Annotated in this window: 16 protein-coding genes; 6 read left to right on the top strand and 10 right to left on the bottom strand. The window is 70.2% G+C overall.

What is annotated here, in order from left to right:
- Positions 1 to 3 precede the first annotated feature (3 nt).
- Complete coding sequence (locus ACWPN5_RS08470) at positions 4 to 261, top strand: hypothetical protein (RefSeq protein WP_145677783.1); 258 nt, start codon at positions 4 to 6, stop codon at positions 259 to 261.
- 33 nt (positions 262 to 294) lie between these two features.
- A complete protein-coding gene (locus ACWPN5_RS08465; RefSeq protein ID WP_200478013.1) occupies positions 295 to 1,878 on the top strand; it encodes a gamma-glutamyltransferase family protein in 1,584 nt (527 codons plus the stop codon).
- A 51-nt stretch (positions 1,879 to 1,929) separates the two neighbouring features.
- Here the strand turns inward: ACWPN5_RS08465 and ACWPN5_RS08460 are convergent, their stop codons facing one another.
- Both ACWPN5_RS08460 and ACWPN5_RS08455 read right to left on the bottom strand, forming a co-directional pair.
- Entirely contained in the window at positions 1,930 to 3,270 is a 1,341-nt protein-coding gene (locus ACWPN5_RS08460; RefSeq protein WP_492295179.1) for an amidase, read from the bottom strand.
- A 37-nt stretch (positions 3,271 to 3,307) separates the two neighbouring features.
- The gene (locus ACWPN5_RS08455) at positions 3,308 to 4,375 is read right to left on the bottom strand and encodes an Ldh family oxidoreductase (protein WP_492295178.1); all 1,068 of its coding nucleotides are present in this window, start codon (positions 4,373 to 4,375) and stop codon (positions 3,308 to 3,310) included.
- 566 nt (positions 4,376 to 4,941) lie between these two features.
- On the opposite strand from ACWPN5_RS08455, the gene ACWPN5_RS08450 reads away from it, so the two are divergent.
- On the top strand, positions 4,942 to 5,421 hold the full coding sequence (locus ACWPN5_RS08450) for a hypothetical protein (protein WP_145677789.1): 480 nt from the start codon (positions 4,942 to 4,944) through the stop codon (positions 5,419 to 5,421).
- 21 nt (positions 5,422 to 5,442) lie between these two features.
- Here ACWPN5_RS08450 and ACWPN5_RS08445 read toward each other — a convergent pair whose 3' ends face one another.
- On the bottom strand, positions 5,443 to 6,459 hold the full coding sequence (locus ACWPN5_RS08445; RefSeq protein ID WP_492295177.1) for a sensor domain-containing diguanylate cyclase: 1,017 nt from the start codon (positions 6,457 to 6,459) through the stop codon (positions 5,443 to 5,445).
- A 266-nt stretch (positions 6,460 to 6,725) separates the two neighbouring features.
- Between ACWPN5_RS08445 and ACWPN5_RS08440 the strand changes: the two genes are divergently transcribed.
- On the top strand, positions 6,726 to 8,036 hold the full coding sequence (locus ACWPN5_RS08440; protein WP_145687070.1) for a solute carrier family 23 protein: 1,311 nt from the start codon (positions 6,726 to 6,728) through the stop codon (positions 8,034 to 8,036).
- 69 nt (positions 8,037 to 8,105) lie between these two features.
- Here ACWPN5_RS08440 and ACWPN5_RS08435 read toward each other — a convergent pair whose 3' ends face one another.
- The 4 genes from ACWPN5_RS08435 to glf form a co-directional block, all read right to left on the bottom strand.
- Positions 8,106 to 11,060, bottom strand: a complete 2,955-nt coding sequence (locus ACWPN5_RS08435) for a PAS domain-containing protein (RefSeq protein ID WP_492295176.1) — start codon at positions 11,058 to 11,060, stop codon at positions 8,106 to 8,108.
- 220 nt (positions 11,061 to 11,280) lie between these two features.
- A complete protein-coding gene (locus ACWPN5_RS08430; RefSeq protein ID WP_492295175.1) occupies positions 11,281 to 13,047 on the bottom strand; it encodes an ABC transporter ATP-binding protein in 1,767 nt (588 codons plus the stop codon).
- Positions 13,044 to 14,207 carry a beta-glucosidase gene (locus ACWPN5_RS08425; protein WP_492295174.1) on the bottom strand — a complete coding sequence of 388 codons (1,164 nt, stop codon included), beginning with the start codon at positions 14,205 to 14,207 and terminating at the stop codon, positions 13,044 to 13,046. The genes ACWPN5_RS08430 and ACWPN5_RS08425 overlap by 4 nt, the downstream gene beginning before the upstream one ends.
- Before the next feature lie 161 nt (positions 14,208 to 14,368).
- Positions 14,369 to 16,696 carry a UDP-galactopyranose mutase gene (gene glf / locus ACWPN5_RS08420; RefSeq protein WP_492295173.1) on the bottom strand — a complete coding sequence of 776 codons (2,328 nt, stop codon included), beginning with the start codon at positions 16,694 to 16,696 and terminating at the stop codon, positions 14,369 to 14,371.
- A gap of 575 nt (positions 16,697 to 17,271) precedes the next feature.
- On the opposite strand from glf, the gene ACWPN5_RS08415 reads away from it, so the two are divergent.
- On the top strand, positions 17,272 to 17,664 hold the full coding sequence (locus ACWPN5_RS08415) for a ribbon-helix-helix domain-containing protein (RefSeq protein ID WP_145687080.1): 393 nt from the start codon (positions 17,272 to 17,274) through the stop codon (positions 17,662 to 17,664).
- A gap of 83 nt (positions 17,665 to 17,747) precedes the next feature.
- Here the strand turns inward: ACWPN5_RS08415 and ACWPN5_RS08410 are convergent, their stop codons facing one another.
- The 3 genes from ACWPN5_RS08410 to ACWPN5_RS08400 are packed head-to-tail and all read right to left on the bottom strand — an operon-like array spanning position 17,748 to position 20,363.
- Entirely contained in the window at positions 17,748 to 19,319 is a 1,572-nt protein-coding gene (locus tag ACWPN5_RS08410; RefSeq protein ID WP_492295172.1) for a GMC family oxidoreductase, read from the bottom strand.
- Between the two features lie 28 nt (positions 19,320 to 19,347).
- Entirely contained in the window at positions 19,348 to 19,914 is a 567-nt protein-coding gene (locus tag ACWPN5_RS08405; protein WP_247887884.1) for a Twin-arginine translocation pathway signal, read from the bottom strand.
- 53 nt (positions 19,915 to 19,967) lie between these two features.
- Positions 19,968 to 20,363 (bottom strand): VOC family protein, encoded by a 396-nt coding sequence (locus ACWPN5_RS08400; protein WP_145687084.1) that lies wholly within the window; start codon positions 20,361 to 20,363, stop codon positions 19,968 to 19,970.
- A 191-nt stretch (positions 20,364 to 20,554) separates the two neighbouring features.
- Between ACWPN5_RS08400 and ACWPN5_RS08395 the strand changes: the two genes are divergently transcribed.
- Positions 20,555 to 20,938, top strand: a complete 384-nt coding sequence (locus ACWPN5_RS08395; protein ID WP_492295171.1) for a hypothetical protein — start codon at positions 20,555 to 20,557, stop codon at positions 20,936 to 20,938.
- The last annotated feature ends 44 nt before the right edge of the window (positions 20,939 to 20,982 follow it).

The raw sequence follows: 20,982 nt of genomic DNA, 5'->3' as shown, positions 1-20,982 counted from the left end.
GCCATGATCGTCGATGAATATCTGGGGTTTCGCGCCGGGGACGAGGTTCTGGACCTGGCGGAGCTGACCGCCGGAACCGCGCGCATCAAGGAACTTCACCTCGTGCCCAGCGACTGGGCGAACGGGCCGACCGTCATCGCCGTGATGGTCAACGGCGCCGAGCGGTACGTCATCCAGCTCAAGAAGGTGCAGATCCACGACGCGAAGGAGCCGGAGACCCGGAACCGCCGCGTCATTCCCCTGCGCCGCGATCCGCACTGACCCGTTTCCCGTTCCGGAGGGCGCCCCGTCGTGATGCGTGACTTCTGCCGGCCCGGGCGGTCGGCGCTGGTGGCGACGGAGGCCGCGGTGGCCACCTCGCACCCGCTGGCGAGCGCGGCGGCGCTCGACATCCTGGCGTCGGGCGGCAACGCCGTGGACGCGGCCATCGCCGCCGTCGCGGTGCAATGCGTGGTCGAGCCGCACATGACCGGCATCGGCGGCGATGCCTTCGCCCTCTACGCCCCGGCGAACGGGCCGGTGGTCGCCCTGAACGGCAGCGGGCGCGCTCCCGCCGCCGCGAGCGTGGAGCGTCTGGCCGGGCTGGGCATCACCGGCGAGATCCCGCGCCACGGCGGCCACGCGGTCACCGTGCCGGGCGCCGTCGCCGCCTGGACGCGGCTCCACGCCGACCACGGGCGGCTGCCGCTCGACCGGGTCTTCCTCCGCGCCATCCGCTACGCCGAGGAGGGCTACGGCGTCTCCCCGCGGGTGGCCCAGGACTGGGCGGCGGCGGTCCCCCTGCTGGCGGCGGACGAGGGCTGCCGCGCCGTCTTCCTGCCCGGCGGCCGCGCCCCGCGCGCCGGGGAACGCCACGCCCAGCCGCGGCTCGGCCAACGGCTGCGGGACATCGCGGCCCACGGAGCGGCCGCCTTCTACGCGGGGGCAACGGCGGACTCGCTGATCGGCTTCCTGCGCGCCCGCGGCGGGCTGCACACGCTGGACGACTTCGCGGCGGCGCAGGACGGGGCGGAGTATGTGACGCCGATCGCCACCGACTACCGCGGCTACGAGATCCTGGAATGCCCGCCGAACGGCCAGGGCCTCGCTGCGCTGATGATCCTCAACGCGCTGGGCGGCTTCGACCTGTCGCCGTCGGTCGGCGACGCCGACCGCCACCATCTGCACGCCGAGGCGACCAAGCTCGCTTACCACCATCGCGACGTCCTGGTGGGGGATGGCGGACCGGACGCCGTCGCCACGCTGCTGTCGGCGGAGGCAACGGCGGCGCTGCGCCGCCGCATCGACCCGACCCGCGCCCAGGCCCCCGCCCTGTGGACGGAGGCAGAGCACAAGGACACGGTCTGCCTCAGCGTGGTCGACCGCGACGGCAACGCCATCTCCTTCATCAACTCGATCTTCCACAGCTTCGGCAGCGTGCAGCTCGACCCGGCGACCGGCGTCCTCCTGCACAGCCGCGGCACCTCCTTCCGCCTGACCGAGGGGCACCCCAACGCCCTGGCGCCGCGGCGCCGCCCGCTGCACACCATCATCCCCGGCCTGATCCGCAAGGACGGGCGCGCGGTCTGCCCCTTCGGCGTGATGGGTGGCCATTATCAGGCGGCGGGGCATGGCGCCTTCGTGTCGGCGGTCCTCGACCGTGGGCTGGACGTCCAGGCCGCCATCGACCAGCCGCGCAGCTTCGCCTTCAACGGCGTTCTGGAGATCGAGCCCACCGTGGCGGAGGACACCGCGGCGGAGCTGGCGCGCCGCGGCCATGCTGTGGTCCGCCGGGACGAGCCGATGGGCGGCGGGCAGGCGATCTGGATCGACCACGCGGCCGGCCTGCTGATCGCCGGCTCGGACCACCGCAAGGACGGCTGCGCCCTGGGGTTCTGACGGGGAGGCTGACGGGGGCCGGTGCGCCGCTCCCCGCCCGCCCCCTTCGCGTCAGGCGCCCACCACCGGTTCCACCGCGGCGGCGATGGACAGCAGGCGGCGGTCGGCCCCGGCCGCGCCGACCAGCATCAGGCCGCTGGGCAGATCGCCGGCGCGCTGCATCGGCAGGCTGATGGCGCAGCGGTCCAGGAAGTTGAACAGGGCGCAGTTGCGCAGCAGCAGCAGGTTCAGCCGCGCGAATTCCGCGTCCTCGGCGAAGGCGTCGATGCGCGGCGCCAGCAGCGGCACGGTCGGCATCAGCAGCGCGTCATAGTCCGCCGTGGTCCGGTCGGTGCGGGCGATCAGGTCGGCGCGGCGCTGCGCCACCTCGATGTAATCGACGGCGCTCATGGTCCGGCCGCGCTCGATCCGCACGCGGACGCGCGGGTCGTAGAGGTCGCCCTTCTCCGCCAGCAGGTCGCGGTGCCAGTGGGCCGCCTCCGCCGCGGGCAGGCCGCCCTTGGCGTTGGCCGGGCCGATCTCCGCCAACTCCGCCATGGGACTCTCGACGATGCGCGCCCCGGCCTCGGACAGGCGGCGGCAGGCGGCGTCGAAGGCGGCGGCCACCGCGTCCTCCATGCCGTCGAGGACCACCGTCTGCGGCACGGCGAAGCGCAGCCCGGCCAGCCCGACCGGCGGCGGCACCCACTCCGCCTCGCCGGCCAGGACGGCGTCGGCGATGGCGCAGCATTCCACCGTCCGGGCGAGCGGCCCGATGGAATCGAGCGACCAGGACAGCGGCAGGGCGCCGCGCAGCGACACCCGGCGTTGCGTCGGCTTGAAGCCGACGAGGCCGCAGAGCGCCGCCGGGATGCGGATCGAGCCGCCGGTGTCGGTGCCGAGCGCCAGCGGGACATGGCCCGCCGCCACCGACACCCCGGCGCCCGACGACGAACCGCCGGGGATGCGCGCGGGATCGGCGGGGTTGCCGGGGGTGCCGTAATGCGGGTTGATGCCGACGCCGGAGAAGGCGAACTCCGTCATGTTGGTCCGCCCCACCACCACCGCCCCGGCGGCGCGCAGCCGGGCCACCGCGTCGGCGTCGCGGCTGGCGGGGGCGGCGCCCTCCAGCGCCCGCGACCCGGCCCGCGTGACATGCCCGGCCTCGTCGAACAGGTCCTTGACCGAGATCGGCAGGCCGGCCAGCGGGGAGGGGTGCTGCCCGGCCCGGCGCAGCAGGTCCTGGGCGTCCGCCGCCGCGCGGGCCGGATCGGCGTGCAGGGCGGTGTAGGTCATGCGCGCCTCCTCGCCCCCGGCCGCGATGGCGGCGAGGGCGGCGTCGATGAGCCGGCGGCTGGTGGTGGCGCCGTCGTCGAGCCGGCGGGACAGGGTGGCGATGGTGGGCGTCGTCATGGCGGGAACCGACCGGGTTTGAAGGAGGGAAGGGGTATCAGGCGTCGCCGGCCAGAGCGCGCAGCTCGGCCAGCCGGGCGGGGGCCAGCGGGATGCCGTCGCGCAGGGTGCGGGCGCGGCGGGCGTAGCGGCGCTCGCCCGGCATGCGGTCCTGTCCCGCTTCCTTCACCTCGCCGATGAGGCCGGCGACGCGGTCGGCGAAGGCGCCGGTCCCGCCGCGCTCCGGGTCGATGACGATGAAGAGCTGGCCGGTGCAGGGCGTCTCGGCGCCGGGATGGGCCGACCAGTCGACCTCGCGCGAGTATTTGCCGCCGGTCAGCGCCGCTGCCAGCACCTCGATCATGAAGGCGATGGAGCCGCCCTTGTGGCCGCCGAAGGGCAGCAGGGCGCCGCCGTCGAGGACGGCCTTGGGGTCGGTGGTCGGCTTGCCGTCGCGGTCCACGCCGGAGCCGGCGGGAATGGCGTGCCCCTCGCGCGCCGCGATGCGCACGTCGCCGTTGGCCATGGAACTGGCCGCCTGGTCGAAGACCATCGGGTCGCCGCCGGCCACCGGGGTGGCGAAGGCCATCGGGTTGGTGCCGTAGACCGCGGCCTTGCCGCCCGGCGGCACGACGCAGGCGAAGCTGTTGACGAAGGAGAGCGCCACCAGCCCCTCCCGCGCGAAGGGCTCGACGTCCGGCCACAGGGCGCTGAAATGGTGGGAGTTGCGGATCGCCATCACGGCGACGCCGTTGTCGCGCACCATCTCCAGGAAGCGGTCGCGGGCGGCCAGGAAGGCGGGCTGGGTGAAGCCGTTGGCGGCGTCGACGCGCAGGAAGGCGGGACCGGCCTCCTCCACCGTCGGTTCGGCCCGCCCGTCCACCCAGCCGCTCTTCAGCGAGCCGACATAGCCGGGGATGCGGAACACGCCGTGGCTGGTGGAGCCGTCGCGCTCGCAGGACGCGCAGTTCTCCGCGAGGATCGCCGCCACCCGTTCCGACGCGCCGTGGCGCAGGAAGATGCGCTCCAGAAGGGCCTCCAGATCGGCGAAGGCGACCGGCGTCGCGGCGTCCGCGGTCTGGGCGAAGGCCGCGGCGGCGCGGCGGCTGGGGGTCTCGTCACTCATGCTCGTCCCTTCCGGTTCTTGTGTTCTTTGTCTCGTGCTCTTCTTGCGGGCGTCCCGGACTCTTGGCGATCCGGTGACCACCGGGCGCACCATAGCGCGCCGCGGCGGCACGGGCGAAAGGGAATGGCGTCCGGGTCTCCGCAATCGACCCGGCGGCGTGGGATTGAAGGGCGGGCTTCGTTTGTAATCCTGAATGTGCGTAAGTATAACCAACTGACTTTGTTGGCGAATCGGACGGCGACGGGAACCATGTCGCCGCCGGGACCGTTGTCTGGGAGCCTGCCGGCCAACGGCGCATCCGCCGGTCGTCACGGTGCTCCGGCACGGAGGAGCGGCAAATTGCCGCGTTCATCGCCACGCGGGCGTGAAAGCGCGCGGAATCAGCCCTGCCATGCTTCCGGCGGGTGTTGACGGGCAGATGTTGCGGTGCACAATAAGCAATGAACCGGGCGAGCTTATAAAGTGCTTGTTCTGGATCAAGGTCACGGGCCTGCGTTCCTGTCAAACAGACGGGGACATTGCAGACGCCGGTTGCCGCGGTTGAGTGTTTTATCAGAGGGGCCACGATGCGCGATCATTCCAGCCGTCACGGTGATTCCGGTTTCGACGCCGGGGTTCTCTGGGGAACCTCCATCGCTGGCATCGCTCTGTCCGGTCTCATGGCGTTCACCTGGAATCCCGCGGACGCGTCCTCGTCCGGGCCGGCCTCGGCCATCATCGATCGCGGTGCCCACCAGCTCGAACACGCCGCCTGCACGGAGGCGCTGTCCACCCTGCTGGCCCGCTTCCGCGACAACCCGGACGTTCTCTGGATCTGGGTGGAGCAGAGCGTTCCGACGGGCCACGGACTGGTCGTGCGGACCAAGGCCACCTCGGTGTCGCCCGACGCGCCGCGGCCCTACGCCTTCCGTCCCAACGCCGCCGTGAATCCGGAACAGGCCTGCGGCTTCTCCAGCAATTCGGTCCACGCGCTGTCGATGGGCGGCATCGCCCAGCCCTACGAAGTGACCGCACCCGATCCCTGGAGCGTGGCCGGCGGCCCGTAAGAGGCTTCGCCGAAAACGGCGTCAGGCCCGGGCGGCCCGCCGGATCCTCTTCTGGACATACATGGCGGCGTCGGCGGCGCGCAGCGCGTGGTCCGGCGTCGTGGCGCTCGGGTCGGCGCTGACCACGCCGACGCTCGCCCCCGGATAGTCGAAGGCGCAGCCGCCCAGCCGGTAGGCGCCGCGGATCAGCGGCTCCACCCGCTCGCGCAGCGCGTCGGCCGCCTCATCCCCCTCCGTGCCGGGCGTGGCGCCCATGCCGACGATGATGAATTCATCGCCGCCCAGCCGGCCCAGCGTGTCGCCGGCCCGCAGCCCGGTGCCGATGCGCCGCCCCACCTCGGTCAGGAATTCGTCGCCGGCCTCGTGCCCGTGGGTGTCGTTGATGGCCTTGAAGCCGTCGAGGTCGATGAAGCCGATCAGCACGCTCTGTCCGGCCCGTTCGGCCAGGGCGAACAGCCGGTGCAGCTCCGCGACGACGGCGCGCCGGTTCGGCAGGCCGGTCAGCGCGTCGGTGTAGGAATAGGATTCCAGGGCCGCGTTCAGGTCGCGGAACTGGTTCAGAAGCTGTTCGCGCTGCACATGGAGGGCGATCAGCGAGGCGAACAGGCGCAGCACCTGCTCCCCCTTGGGCGTCAGCGGCTTCTGCTCCGAACTGGCCGCGCAGAGCGTGCCGAACAGGCTGCCGTCGTCAAGATGGACCGGCGTGCTGACATAGGTGCGGATGCCCAGCGCCGCCGCCGCCTCGGAGTCGCCCCAGCAGCTGGGCACGTCGTCGGTGTAGAGCTTCCCCTCGTCGAGCGCCCGCTTGCACAGCGTGCCCTCCCACGGAACGGCCAGCCCTTCGGGAATCGTCAGGGTCTTGGTGTTGCAGGAGAAGAGAATGCGCTGGATGCCATGTTCCAGTTCGATGCGGGTGAGGTAGGTGGCCTCCAGCTCCGTCACCAGTTCCAGAAGCGACAGCAGGGGCCGGGTCAGCTCCTCCACGGTCTTCGCCGACGACAGGGTGTCTGTAAGTTGTGCAAACAGTTCGTCGGCCATGCGTCCATTCACTCTACGGGCAAGCGCTCAAACCCGCAATGCGTGCAGGAACGCAGTTTCATGTCCATCCACGGGAATTTTATTGGGCATCATACTAACGAATGGCCTATGGCTTGGGCAACAGTTGAATGATTTCACGTCCCTGGCGGTGCCGCCGGGCCTTGGCGGGGGCATCTGCCGAAAAATTCCGCATGGTGGCGTTTGACCGGGCAGGCCGTCGCGGAGTAACCCTTGCCGCGCAACCACCGACACGGGAACCGCAGTTCATGACAGCCCCGCGCGACCGGGTGCTGGACGTCCACGACCGTCCGCCCCCGGCCACCTTCCTCCTGCTCAGCCTCCAGCACCTGTTCGCCATGTTCGGCGCCAACGTGCTGGTGCCGATCCTCACCGGCCTCGACCCGTCGGTGGCGCTCGTCACCAGCGGCCTGGGCACCCTGATCTACCTGGCCTTCACCAAGTGGCGGCTGCCCGCCTATCTGGGCTCCTCCTTCGCCTTCATCGGCCCGATCGTCGCCGCCACCCAGATCGGCGGAACCGGCGGCGCGTTGGTCGGGGCCTGCGCGGCGGGGGCGGTCTATGTGGCGGTCGCCCTGCTGATCCGCGCCTTCGGCGTGCGCTGGCTGCTGGCCATCCTACCGCCCATCGTCGTCGGGCCGGTGATCGTGGTGATCGGCCTCGGCCTCGCCTCGGTCGCCGTGGGCATGGCGCAGAACACCGCGGGCGGCGGCGCATACAGCCTGCCGCACTTCCTGCTCGCGCTGGCGACGCTGGGCAGCATCTTCCTCTACTCCATCGTGCTGCGCGGCTTCTTCACGGTGGTGCCGATCCTGCTGGGCATCCTGACCGGCTATGTTCTGGGCGTGGTCTTCGGCATGGTGGACTTCGGGCCGGTCGCCGCCGCGCCCTTCCTGCGTATGCCCGACTTCCACCTGCTGTTCTCCGGCATGAAGGAGGGCGTGTCGGCCTGGGCGATGATCCTGCTGGTGGCGCCGGTGGCTCTGGTCACCATCGCGGAGCACATCGGCGGGCAGATCGTGCTGAGCCGTGTCGTCGGCCGCAACTTCATCGCCGATCCGGGCCTGCACCGCTCGGTGTTCGGCGACGGCGTGGCGACCATGGTGGCGGGTGTGCTGGGCGGACCCCCGGCGACGACCTACGGCGAGAACATCGGCGTGCTGGCGGTGACCCGCGTCTTCAGCGTGTGGGTGATCGGCGGGGCGGCGACCCTTGCCATCATCCTGGGCTTCGTGGGCAAGCTGTCGGCCTTCCTGTCGAGCATCCCCACGGCGGTGATGGGCGGCGTGTCCATCGCCCTGTTCGGCGTCATCGCCTCCTCGGGCATCCGCACGCTGATCGAGGGCAAGGTCGATCTGGGCGACAAGCGCAACCTGCTGATCTCCTCGACCATCCTGGTGATCGGCATCGGCGGGGCGTCGCTGAAGTTCGGCGACGGCGGCTTCGTCGTCTCCTCGATGGCGCTGTCGGCGCTGATGGGCGTCGTCCTGAACGCGGTCCTGCCGGGCCGCGGCACCGGCGGCGACGCCGAGGCCATCCTGTCCTCCGACCACATCTGAGCAACCGGATCGCGGCCGGCCAAGGCGGAGCCCTCCCGGGGGCTCCGCCTTTTTTATTTCCCGGCCTCTTTATTCCTCTGCTTGGCCCATCAGGATCGCGTCGATCCGCCCGACCAGCTCGTCGATCCGGTAGGGCTTCGCCAGCACCGGGATGCCGGTGGCGCGGGCGATGTCCTCGCTGTAGCCGGTCGCCAGGATGACCGGCAGGCTGGGCCGCCGCTCGCGGGCCTCGCGGGCCAGATCGATGCCGCTCATTCCACCGGGCATCACCACGTCGCTCAGCAGCACGTCGACCCCGTCGTCCGCCAGATGGGGCAGCGCCTCCTCGGCGTTCGCGGCGGACAGCACGGCGAACCCGGCGTCCTCCAGTGCGGTGCTGACGGTCATGGCAACGATGGGATCGTCCTCCACCACAAGGACGCGGCCATGACGCCGCGCGCCGCCCGACGGCGGCACGATGGCGACGGGAAGGGCGGGCTCCACCGCCGGAGCCACGCCGGAGCGCCGGAGCAGCAGATGCACCGTCGTGCCGTGGTCCGGCGCGCTGTCGATCCAGGCGGTGCCGCCGGCCTGCCGGGCGAGGCCGTAGACCTGGGCCAGCCCCAGCCCCGTCCCCTTGCCGAGGTCCTTGGTCGTGAAGAACGGCTCGAAGGCGCGGGCGGCGACCGCGGCGGGCATGCCGCAGCCGGTGTCCGACACCGACAGGTGCAGGAAGTCACCCTCCACTCCCCGCGGATCGCCGGCCGCAAACACGCTGTTGACCGCCTCCACCGTCAGCCGCCCGCCGGACGGCATGGCGTCGCGCGCGTTGACGGCGAGGTTGATGACCGCCAGCTCGAACTGGGTCGGGTCGACCTCGACGGGCCAGAGATCGTCACCGAGGCGCAGCTCCAGCGCGATGTCGGCGCGCAGCGCCCGCTCCAGCAGCGCCGACATGGCGAGCACCCGGTCGCGCACGCCGATGGATTCCGGGCGCAGGCTGTCGCGCCGGGCGAAGGCCATGAGCTGCTGCACCAGCTTGGCCCCGCGCCCCACCGCCTGCTGGCCGGCGTCGAGCAGGACATGGACCTGCGGCTCCCCGGTGCGGCGCCCGATCATCGACAGGCAGCCTTCCAACGCCTGGAGCAGGTTGTTGAAGTCATGGGCCACGCCGCCGGTCAACTGGCCGACCGCCTCCATCTTCTGGGCCTGGCGAAGCTGCTCCTCGGTCTGCCGCAAGGCGGCGTCGGCCTCCTTCTGGGCGGTGATGTCGCGGCCCACGGCGTGGATGAAGCGGTCGTCCGGCACGGCGACCCAGGACAGCCAGAGGTAATGACCGTCCTTGTGGTGGTAGCGGTTCTCGAAGCGCGGCGTGGTGTGCCCGGCGCCCAGCCGCGCCGCCTCGGCCCGCGTGCGCTCCAGATCGTCCGGATGCACGAAGTCGAAGAAGCTGCGCGCCGCCAATTCCTCCTCGGTCCAGCCAAGCAGGCTGGTCCAGGCTGGGTTCACCGCGGTGATGGTGCCGTCGAAGCGCGCCACCAGCATGACGTCGGTGGACAGGCGCCACATGCGGTCGCGGTCGGCGGTGCGCTCGGCGACGCGCTGCTCCAGCGTGGCGTTCAGATCGCGCAGCGCGTTCTCGGCATGCTTGGCCTCGGTGACGTCGCTGCCTTCGCAGAAGATCCCGGTCACCCGCCCGACAGCGTCCTTGATCGGCTGGTAGATGAAGGTGATGAAGCGTTCCTCCACCGGCGCCCCGGGGTGGCGGGCGACGCGCACCGGCAGGGCGTGTCCGACAAAGGGCTTCCCGCCGTCGTACACGCGGCCCAGCAACTCGAAGAAGCCCTGGCCGGCGACCTCCGGCATGGCCTCGTGCACCGGCTTGCCGATCAGGGGTCGGTCGCCGACCAGTTGCCGGTAGGAGTCGTTGGCCAGCTCGAACACATGGTCGGGGCCGCGCAGCACGCACATGAAGTTGGGCGACTGCCGGAAGAGGTTGCGCATCTGCTCCCCCTCCGCGGCCAGGCGGGCGTTGGCGCGGTGCAGCGATTCCTCCGCCTGGGCGCGCTCCAGCGCCGACCATGTGCGCTCCGCCACCTCCTCGACCAGACGGACCTCGTCGGGGTGCCAGTGCCGGGGCTTCCGGTCGTGGACGTAGAGGAGGGCGACCATCCGCCCGTTCTTCACGAGGCTGGTGGTGACGGCGGAGGCGATGTTCAGCGCGGCCAAGGCGGCCTGCCGGTCCGGCGTGGCGAAGCGCGGGTCCGCCGCGGCGTCGTGGATGGTCAGCGTCCCGCCGCTGCGCAGTGTGTCCAGAAGCTCCGGTCCGAAGCTCAGCAGGTCATGGGTGCCGGCCTGATGGTCGACGCTGCCGTCGGTCCAGTTCCGCTCCGTCGTGAAGAAGCGGGCGGTTTCGTCGACCACGCCGTAACCAACGCGGCTGACCCCCAGGTGACGGCCCAGAGCCTCCTCCGCCGCCGCGGCCACGGCGAACGGGTTGGCGAGTTGGCGCAGCCGCGCCTCCAGCTTCAGGTGGAAGTCGGTGCGCCGGGCGGCGAGCACCTGCGAGGTCGTCTCGATGGCGGCGCAGAACATGCCGGGGATACGCCCGTCCTCGCCGCGCACCGGGGTGTAGGAGAAGGTGAACCAGGCGTCCTCGCGGAAGCCCCGGCGCTCCATCGGGATCAGCAAATCCTCGTACCAGGACGCCTCGCCGGCCAGCGTGCGGTCGACCAGCGGCTTGATCTGGTCCCAGATGTCCCACCACACCTCGGCGAATGGGCGGCCGAGCGCCTCCGGATGCTTGGACCCGAAGATCGGCACATAGCCGTCGTTGTAGAGGAACGACAGCTCCGGCCCCCAGGCCACGAACATCGCCTGGCGGGAGGACAGGACGACGCTGACGATGGTGCGCAGACTCTGCGGCCAGCCCTCCGGCGGGCCGAGCGCCGTGGACGCCCAGTCGTGGGAGCGCATCCGCTCCCCCATCTCGCCGCCGCCCGACAGGAAATCGAGGTCGCCGCCCATCACCGGCAGGTCCGTCATGGGCCTGCCCCACGGGTTTTTCGCGAAATGGATGTGCTTTGTTTGGGAGTGCTATCGTCGGTCGTGGCTTTCATCGAGCTTTCGGGCCGAGGCGAGGTTGCGTCTGGTGTCTTAACACACGACGCGCGGAAAGATAGCCCGTCGAAGGGTGGTCTTCCCTAACCGATCCGGCTGATGCGACCTCCGCGCCACGGTGCGGAGGTCGCCGGGCAGGCCCTGTCTATTCCGCCGCGAAGCCCTGCGCCTGGAGTTGCCACAAGGAGTTGAACAAGCCGCCGCGCCGCCGCAACTCCGTGGGATGGCCGTCCTCGGCGATGCGGCCGTCCACCAGGACCAGCACGCGGTCGAAGGCCGACACGGTGGACAGGCGGTGCGCCACCGCGACCACGGTCCGCCCCTGGGCCAGATCGGCCAGCGCCGCCTGGATCTCCTGCTCCGACTGGGTGTCAAGGGCGGAGGTCGCCTCGTCGAGGATCAGGATCGGCGCGTTCTTCAGGAAAGCGCGGGCGATGCCCAGCCGCTGCCGCTGCCCGCCCGACAACCGCACGCCGCGCTCGCCGACCAGCGTGCCGTAGCCCTCCGGCAACTGCCGGATGAAGCCGTCGCAGAAGGCGTGGCGGGCCGCCTCGAACACCTCCTCGTCGCTGGCGTCGGGGCGGCCGTAGCGGATGTTCTCCAGGATCGGGCGGTGGAACAGCGCGATGTCCTGCGGCACCACGGCGATCTTGGCCCGCAGGTCGTCCTGGGCGAGCGCGGTCAGCGGCTGGCCGTCGATGAGGATGTCGCCGCGCTGCACATCGTCCAGCCGCTGGATCAGGCTGATGATGGTGGACTTGCCGGCCCCCGACGGCCCGACCAGCCCGACCTTCTGCCCGGCCGGGATGGTCAGGCTGAAGTCCTCCAGCACCTTGCGCCCTTCGGGATAGCGGTAGGAGACCCGGTCGAAGGCGATGGCGCCGCCGCCGGGCTTGGCGGGTTCGGCCGGCACGGGGTCGAGCACGTCGTGCGGGCGGGCGATCACCCGCAGGCTTTCGTCGATGGCGCTGACCTGCTGGGTGGCGGTGACCAGCGCGAAGGCGAGGTCGCGGGAGCCGTGCAGGATGCGGAAGGTCAGCGCGCTGACGATCACCACGTCGCCGGTGGTGATCGTGCCGTCCCGCCACAGCAGCAGCGCCCACAGCAGCATCGACCCGGCCATCACCCAGAGGCAGATGTCGTGGACGACGCGGGTCTTCTCCAGATGCATCCAGCTCCGGCGGTGCGCCCCGGCCTCCACCGTGAAGGCCTGCCGCAGGCGCTCGCGTTCGCGCCCGCGGGCGGAGAAGGCCTTCACCGTCCAGACGTTGGACACCACGTCGACCAGCTCGCCGTTGGTGCGGGCGGACTGTTCGGCGAAGGCGTGGTGCACCGTCCGGCCGCGCAGCCCCAGCCCGACGATGGCGACGGCGACCACCACGGCGAACATCACCAGCGCCGCCGCCATGCCCCAATGGATGGTCAGCAGCACCAGCACTGCCCCCAGGAAATCGGTGACCGGCGGGACGATGCTCCAGGTCAGGGTGCGGAAGATGGTGGTGGCGGCGTTCTCGGTGGCGGCGATGCGGTTGCCCAGCGACCCGGCCAGATGCTCCGAGAAGTAGCGCATCGAATGGCCGGTCAGGTGCCGGAACAGGTCCAGCCGCATGTCCACGCCGGTCGCCAGCACCGTCCGGCAGCCGAGCCAGCCGCCCAGCCGCCACAGCACGTTCTCCGCCGCGATGAAGCCCAGGAAGAGCCCGAGCGGAGTCCAGACGTCCGCCGCCGCCCGGTCGGGGGAGGCCATGGCGTCGATCAGCAGCTTCATCCCGTACTGCACGGCGACCGCGCAGCCCGCCGCCGCCACGATCACCGAGAACAGCCCGCCGAACGACCAGGGCCGCCGCCGGATGTAGCGCAGCAGGAAGCGGCCGGGACGGTCCGGGATGGTGTCCGTGTTGGAACCGCTCATTGAGCCGCCTGGAGTTCCGGCCGGGTGGATTGCGGCTGGCTGAGCAGCGCGCCGACGCGGGCCTGCGCGCGCTCCAGGGCGGCGGCCAGCGGCTGATACAGGCAACGCCCGCCATCCTCGTCGCACAGGCCGTAGAGTCCGGTCTCGCAATGGCGGTCGTTGGCCCAGCCGGGATAGTCGAGGATCGGGTAGAGGCAGACGCCCTCCACCGGCACATCGGCCTTCAGAGCCGCGATCACCTCCCCCGTCACATAGTCGAGCCAGGGCGCGCGGGCGTCGCCCTCGGCGCCGGTTTCGGCCACCAGGACCGGGCGGCCGTAACGCCGGTGCACCTCCGCCAGGATGTCGGCGAAGGGGCGGTAGCGCGGGTCGTCGCGCCCGATGGTGCCGCCCTTCAGGAACCACTGGTTGTCGGAGTAGTAGTTGACCCCGATGACGTCCAGATACTCCGGCTTGCCGCCCAACCCCGGCCAGGCGTAGCCGCCGATCATGTCCCACGCCTCGTACTGGGCCAGCCGGGCCTCCTCCGCGGCCCCGGCGTCGCCCTTGCGGTCGGGGCGGGGCAGCACGTTGATGACCGGATCGACCTGGACGATGCGGGCGCGCGGGTCGGCGGCGCGGATCGCGTCGATGGCCGCGATGCTGGCGCGGACGAGCTGGTGCTTCAGTTCGGCCCCGCGGCGCTCGGCCATCGGGTTGAAGCGCTTCATGTCACCGCCGGCCCAGGCCCAGTAGGAGATTTCATTGACCGGGCAATATGCGGGCGCCTCCACGCCCTCGTCGCGCAGCAGGGCGGCTGTGGCTCCGGCGAAGCGGGCGAAGCGCTCCACGAAGGCGGGGCGCCAGACGTCGATGTCGTCCGGCCAGCCGTAATGGCAGAGGTCCCAGATCACCTGGACCCCGGCCTCCCGCGCCGCGCGGACCATGGGCAGCAGGCTGGACCAGTCGTAGTGGCCCGGCGTGGTCTCGATGAGGTGCCAGCGCACACCGTCGCGCACGCTGCGCAGGCCGTGCGCGGCCATGCGCCGGTAGTCCTCGGCGGCCAGCCGGTCGTGGCCGGTCGCCGCGATCAGGTCGAGCCGGCGCCCGTCGTGCCGCCGGTGCGTCGAGCATTCGAAGCCGCCGAGGAAGACGCTGTCGAACAGGGTGGGGGTGTGCATGGGGGGTGCTCTTTGTAGAAGGCGGGGAGTTGGGAAGGCATTGCCCCCTCCCTAACCCTCCCCCGCTTCGCAGGGGAGGGGATTAAGCTCCCTCTCCCGCGCAGCGGGGGAGGGAAGGGGCCCGCGGCGAAGCCGTGGGAAGGGTGGGGGCAAGGGTGCGCCTAATCCCCCATCCCCGCGACCCGCACCTCCCGCTCCGCGCCCAGCGAGCCGAAGGCCCGCGCGGCGGCGGCGAGACCGCGGCTCTGCTGCTCCTCCTTCTCCAGGCGGGCGTAGACCGCGAGCGCCTGCGCTACCACTTGGTCCATGTTGTAGTAGCGGTAGGTGCCGAGCCGGCCCAGGAAGATCACGTCCGGGGTGTTGTCGGCCAGCGCCTGGTACTTGCGGAACAGCTCCTGGTTCTCCGGGCGGGGGATCGGGTAGTAGGGATCGCCCTGCGCGGAGGGGTACTCGTAGGTGATGCTGGTCTTCGGGTGGCTTTGCCCGGTCAGGTGCTTGTACTCGGTGACGCGGGTGTAGGGCACCGCCTCCGACGGCTCGTTCACCACGGCGACGGGCTGGAACCACTCCCGGTCAACGGTCTCGTGCCGGAAGGTCAGGGAGCGGTAGGGCAGCTTGCCGAAGCGGTGGCCGAAATACTCGTCGATCGGGCCGGTGAAGACGATGCGGTCGTAGGCGATCTCGTCGCGCACGTCGTCGAAATCGGTGTTCAGCATCACCTTGATGTTCGGGTGGTCGAGCATGCTCTCGAACATGCGCGTGTAGCCGTTCAGCGGCATCGCCTGGAAGCTGTCGCCGAAATAGCGGTCGTCGTCGTTGGTCCGCGTCGGCACGCGGGCGGTGACCGCCTTGTCGAGCTGCGAGGGGTCGAGGCCCCATTGCTTGCGGGTGTAGCCGCGGAAGAACTTTTCGTACAGCTCCCGCCCGACCGCGCCGACCACCACGTCCTCCGAGGTGCGGACGTCGGCCACCGGTTCCGCCCGGCTCTTCAAGAACTCCGCGACGCCGGCCTCGTCGAGGTCCAGCCCGTAGAGCTGGTTGACCGTCGTCCGGTTGATCGGGATGGGGACGAGCCGCTCGTCCACCCGCGCCAGGACGCGGTGCTCGTAGGGGCGCCACTTGGTGAAGCGCGACAGATAGTCGGCGACCGGCTTGGCGTTGGTGTGGAAAATGTGCGGGCCGTAGCGGTGGATCAGCACACCGGCATCGTCGTAATGATCGTAGGCGTTGCCGCCGATGTGCGGACGCCGGTCGATCAGCAGGACGCGCTTGTTCAACCCCGCCGCCAGACGTTCCGCCAGCACGCTGCCGGCGAAGCCCGCCCCGACGATCAGATAGTCGAAGCCGGAGCGGCGGCCGGCGGCGCGCCCGTTGGCGTGCCCATTGGCGTGCTTGGCCGGATGCCTGGACGGATGGATCGCCGGCGCCGGGCGGTGGGCCGGCGGCGCGGCGCGGCCGCGCTGGCGGGCCTGCTCCATCAGCGTCTTCATGCGGCCCTGGGTCTTGTCCCAGGACATGTCGCGCAGGACATGGTCCGCGGTGGCGCGCAGCCGTTCCGGGTCGGCGGCGTCGGCCAGGGCGGCCGCGACGGCGGCGACGAAATCCTCCGGCGCGTCGGCGATGCGCACGACCCCGCTGTCGCCATAGCCGCGCACCACGTCGGTGATCGAGGTGGAGACGACCGGGCGCCCGGCGGCCAGATATTCCGGCGTCTTGGTCGGGCTGATGAAGCGGGTGGATTCGTTGCGCGCGAAGGGCATCAGGGCGACGTCCCAGCCCGCCAGATAGTGCGGCAGGTCGTCGTAGCTCTTCGGGCCGAGATAGTGGATGTTCGGACGGTGGGGCAGATCGGCCGGGTCGATCTTCACCACCGGGCCGACCAGGACGAACTGCCAGTCGGGCCGGGCCGCGGCGGCGGCGTCGAGCAGGGCGATGTCCAGCCGCTCGTCGATGACGCCGTAGAAGCCGAGCCGCGGGTGCGGGATGGCCGCCTGATCGGCGGGCTCCTCGACGATGCCGCGGGCGGCGGCGAAATGGGCGACGTCGACGCTGCTGGGAAAGGGGTGGGCGTTGGGGTGCAGGGTGCGCTTGGCCTCGTAGAGGCTGACGCCGCCGGTGAACACCACGTCGGCCCGCGCCATCAGCTGCCGCTCGCGCTCGACCAGTTCCGGCGGCGCGCCGTGGAAGGCCGAAAGCTCGTCCATGCAGTCGTAGACCACCAGCGCCCCGCGCAGATGCCCGGACAGGCCGAGGCTCATCGGCGTGTAGTACCAGAGGATCGGGTCGGTCACCCCCTCCTCGGCCAGATAGCGGTCGAGAAGCTGGCGCTGGGCGGTGACGGCCGCCTCGCCGTCCAGGCCGGCGGGCAGGCGGGGCACCAGGACGAGGACGCCCTCATCCTCGCGCACGTCCAGCCAGGGCTCGGGCGTGTCGTTGTGGATCGGCTCCTCGACGAACAGCACGCGGTGGTCACGCGCGAATCGCGACATAAGATGTTGTGGACGCTGATAAACGAAGCTCCAGCGCAGGTGCGAAAAGCAGATCAGGGTCTGCGAGGGTGGAGCGGTGATCTCGGAGTGTGGAGAGTCGGCGGTCGGACGTGTTCTTTTTCGGTTTCTGCCGATTGGGAACTGGTGTTGGCCGGCCCAACTCATGTTTCCATCCTCTCATCAATGACGTATCGTCGGGTTGCCGCCGGGAATTCGCCACGAATACAGTGGATTTTTGCGGCGCAGCGGAATGGCGTCGAAAACCGGAAACCAATAACGGGGTCGGCCGGGGTGGGTTCCGTGACAGAAATGCGCTGCGGAAACGGTTCCCCGAATTCTCACCGCTCGTTCTTTTGCGCCGGGTTGGCTGGGGTAAGCGCATATTTCAGCGGGCGGGGGCGATGGTTGGGGAGGACTGTGCGTCTCCGCTGTCTTTCGACGCACGCGGAAACGGTGACGTTTCTTTCCCTTCACTACACCTGAGCGGGTGCCAACTTTCGGAAATTAATGCGCATGACGGATTTTCCGTTCATAGTGCATTCAAGGAGTCGGGGAAGTTTGGAAGGAGACGAGGGATGTGCCGAATTTTTGCCGGTCAGGACCCGGAGCGCTTCCGCATGGTAACCCGGCGGGTCCGCCTCAGCGGTCACTCGACGAGCGTCTGTCTGGAGGCGGCCTTCTGGGACGCGCTGGAGGAAATCGCGGCGATGCAGGGCGTCTCGCTGGGCCGCTTCTTGTCAAAGTTGCACGACGAAGTCTTGGCCCGCGGGGTGGAGCGGCGCAACTTCGCCGGCCTGCTGCGCTGCGCCTGCCTGACCTACGCCCAGGAGGTGAAGGGCCACCGCCCCTGCGTGGAGGAGCTGGAGCGGGAGGCGCGCACCGATTTCGCCGCGGTGGCCGCCGCCGGTCTTCCGGCGCGGATTCCGGCCGCCGTCACCGCCCCGGAAAAAGAACGCGAGACGGCCTGAGCGCAAAAGAGTGCCCCCCTCCTCCGTCCGGAAGAGAGGGGCTGTAATCCGCGCGGCGTCCCGAATAATGGGACAGTACAGGGTCAGATCGCGTTCTTGGCCATTTGGCCGGCGATGTAGTCGGCTTGCCGCAGCGCCAGAGCGACAATGGTCAGGGTGGGGTTTTCGGCGCCGCCGGTGGTGAACTGCGAGCCGTCGGAGACGAACAGGTTCGCCACGTCGTGGGTCTGGCCCCACTTGTTCACCACGCCGTCGCGCGCCTTCTCGCTCATCCGGTTGGTGCCCAGATTGTGGGTGGACGGGTAGGGCGGCGTCGGGAAGCTGCGGGTCGCCCCCACCGACTCATACAGCGCCATTCCCTGGCGGTAGGCGTGCTGGCGCATGGCGACGTCGTTGGGGTGGTCGTCGAAATGGACGTTGGGAACGGGCATCCCGTGCTTGTCCTTTTTGTCGGCGTGCAGGGTGATGCGGTTGCTCTCCTGCGGCATGTCTTCGCCGACCAGCCACATGCCGGCCATATGGTCGTAGCCGTCGAGCGCCGAGGTGAACTCCCGCCCCCAGGCGCCGGGGTCGAGGAAGGCGGCCATGAAGGGCAGGCCGAGCGACAGGGTCTCCATCTCGTACCCGCCGACGAAGCCGCGGTCGGGCTTGTTCTTCGCCTCGTCGCGGATGATGCCGGCCATGGTGGTGCCGCGGTACATGCGCACCGGCTTCTCGAACACGCCGTACACCGAGCCGGTCATGTGCCGCATGTAGTTCCGCCCCACCTGCCCGGAGGAGTTGGCGAGTCCGTCCGGGAACAGCGAGGAGGCGGAGTTCAGCAACAGCCGGGGGCTTTCGATGGAGTTGCCGGCCACCGCGACGATGCGGGCCTTCTGGCGCTGGATCGCCCCGTCCTTGTCGGCGTAGACGACGCCGGTCACCTTGCCTTTGGCGTCATGCTCGATCTTCAGCACCTGGGCGTTGGCGCGGACCTCCAACTTGCCGGTCTCCTCGCCCTTGGGGATCTCGGCGATCAGGGTCGACCATTTCGCCCCGGATTTGCAGCCCTGGAAACAGAAGCCGATCTGCTGGCAACTCCCGCGCCCGTCGCGGGGCTCCGAGTTGATGGCCATGTTGCCGGTGTGGCACTCCTTGTAGCCCATCTTGTCGGCGCCGGCCTTCAGGACCTTGAAGTTGTTGTTGCCGGGCAGGCCGGGGATGCCGTTGGTGCGGGTGACGCCCATGCGGTCCTCCGCCTTGGCGTACCAGGGCTCCAGCTCCTCCAGCGTGATCGGCCAGTCCAGCAGGTTGGCGCCGGCGAGCTCGCCGTAGGCGGTGCGCGTCTTGAACTCGTGCGGCTGGAAGCGCAGCGCCGCACCCGCCCAGTGCACGGTGGAGCCGCCGACCGCCTTGACGATCCAGGCCGGCAGGCCGGGAAAGTCGCGCGACACCCGCCAGCTTCCCGAGGTGGTGCGCGGGTCGAGCCAGGAGATCTGGGCGAAGCTGGCCCATTCGTCGTTCTGGAAATCCTCCATGTTGTGGCGCCCGCCGGCTTCCAGGATCACCGTCTTGATGCCCTTCAGCGCCAGTTGGGTGCCCAGCGTGCCGCCGCCGGCCCCGGAGCCCACGATCACCACGACGCTGTCGTCGTTCAGGTCGAATTTCGCTGCCATGGCTGAAACATCCTTCCTGGGACGGTGGTCAGAGCCACTCGATGTCGTTGAATCCGCGGTCGATGTAGCCGCCCTTGGCCGCGCTCTCGCCCTCGTAGCCGAAGAGCGGCCAGACCTCCTGGTTGTTGTAGATCCCGGTGACCAGCCCGCCGCGCACCGTCTGGAAGAAGGGATCGGCCTCGATCTCATGCAGCAGCCGGACCCGGTCGGCCTCCCAGCCGACCTCCGCGTAGGGCGCGTCGTGCTTGGCCTTGGCCAGCCGGTCGAGCTTCGCCATGCCGGATTCGTACAGCTCCTTGAGCGCGGCGTCGGCGGCCGCCTTCTCGTCCTGGGCCTTCATGGCGACGGCGTAGAAGCGGTCGGCCAGCCGGTCGTGCGGGTAGATGTCCCGCGACACCCGGATCAGCGAGCGCATGGTGTCGGGCGCCAGCGCCTTGGTCTCATACCCCCAGGCCTCGCGCGGGCAGAGGATCGCCCCGCCCGACACCAGGATGGCCGTCGCCGCGGCGGCGGTGGCCGAGGCCGCCAGGAAGGCGCGCCGGTGCATGGTGTGATTGGAGGTGGGTTTTGCTGTTGTGCTCGTCGGAGAACGCATGGCTTCCTCCCAAGACCGATTATGATTTTTGCTTCGAAGGGGCCGCGCCCGTGTCAGCGGTAGCGGCCGTGGCGCTGGAGGACCTCGATCTTGTAGCCGTCGGGGTCCTGGACGAAAAAGAAGCGGGCCATCAGCGCGCCGTCCCGCGCGAACTCCTTGATCGGGTTGGGGCCGTAGCCGAGCGCGGTGAAACGCCGGTGTTCCCCGTCCAGATCGTCGACGCAGACGGCCAGATGGCCGTAGCCGTCGCCGTGGGCGTAGGGCTCGCTGCGGCCGTGGTTGATGGTCAGCTCGATCTCGAAGTCGTTTTCGGCGTTGCGCAGATAGACCAGGGTGAAGCCGTCGAAGGCGTAACGGTCGGCGCATTCCAGGCCGAACGCGCGCGCGTAGAAGTCCCGCGACCGCTCCTCGTCGAGGACCCGGATCATCATGTGGATGGCCTTGGCCATGGGGGCTGGCTCCGTTCCGGTTGGTGGCTCCAGCGTGAATGTTAGTGAAGCGGATTGTCAGTGTGGCAGTAAGTATCTACTACAGGCCCGATGCGAAGGGGGTAGCCCGGTCGGCGTCCGCTCATCCCTGCTTTCGGGACGGCGTTCCAGCCGCGATGGCGTATCCTCACGGCCTGGAAAAGGAGCTTCCCATGCGACACAGGACGGGCCGAACCCTCGCTGCGGCGGGCCTCGCCTCGCTGCTGGTCATGGCCGCGCCGGCGGCCAATGCCGCGTCGCCCGCATCGGACTGGCGCGGCTGGCTGTCCGACGGCGCGGGCGGGCTGCGCGACGGGGCGGAGCGCGCGATCATCCTTGGCGGCGCCCTGCTGTACCAGAACCGGCACACGGTGGCGGGGCTGACGCTCGGCTGTCTGGCCGGCGGGGCGGTGGGGGCGACGGGCGCCGTCGCGGCGGGTGCGGCGACCGGCGGGGCCGCCCTGCCGGCGACCGGCCCGGCCGCGGCGCTGGGCTGCGCCCTGGGCGCTGCGGCGGGCGGCGCGATGGGCCGCCCGCTCGACCAGCCGATGGATTAGCTGCCGCCACCCTGCGTTGGGGAACCATCGCCGGCACCTTCAGT

It is taken from the genome of Azospirillum sp. UENF 211521, assembly GCF_058780535.1.
Note: the sequence above shows the minus strand (reverse complement) of the source record. Positions and strands in the feature narration are given on the sequence as shown.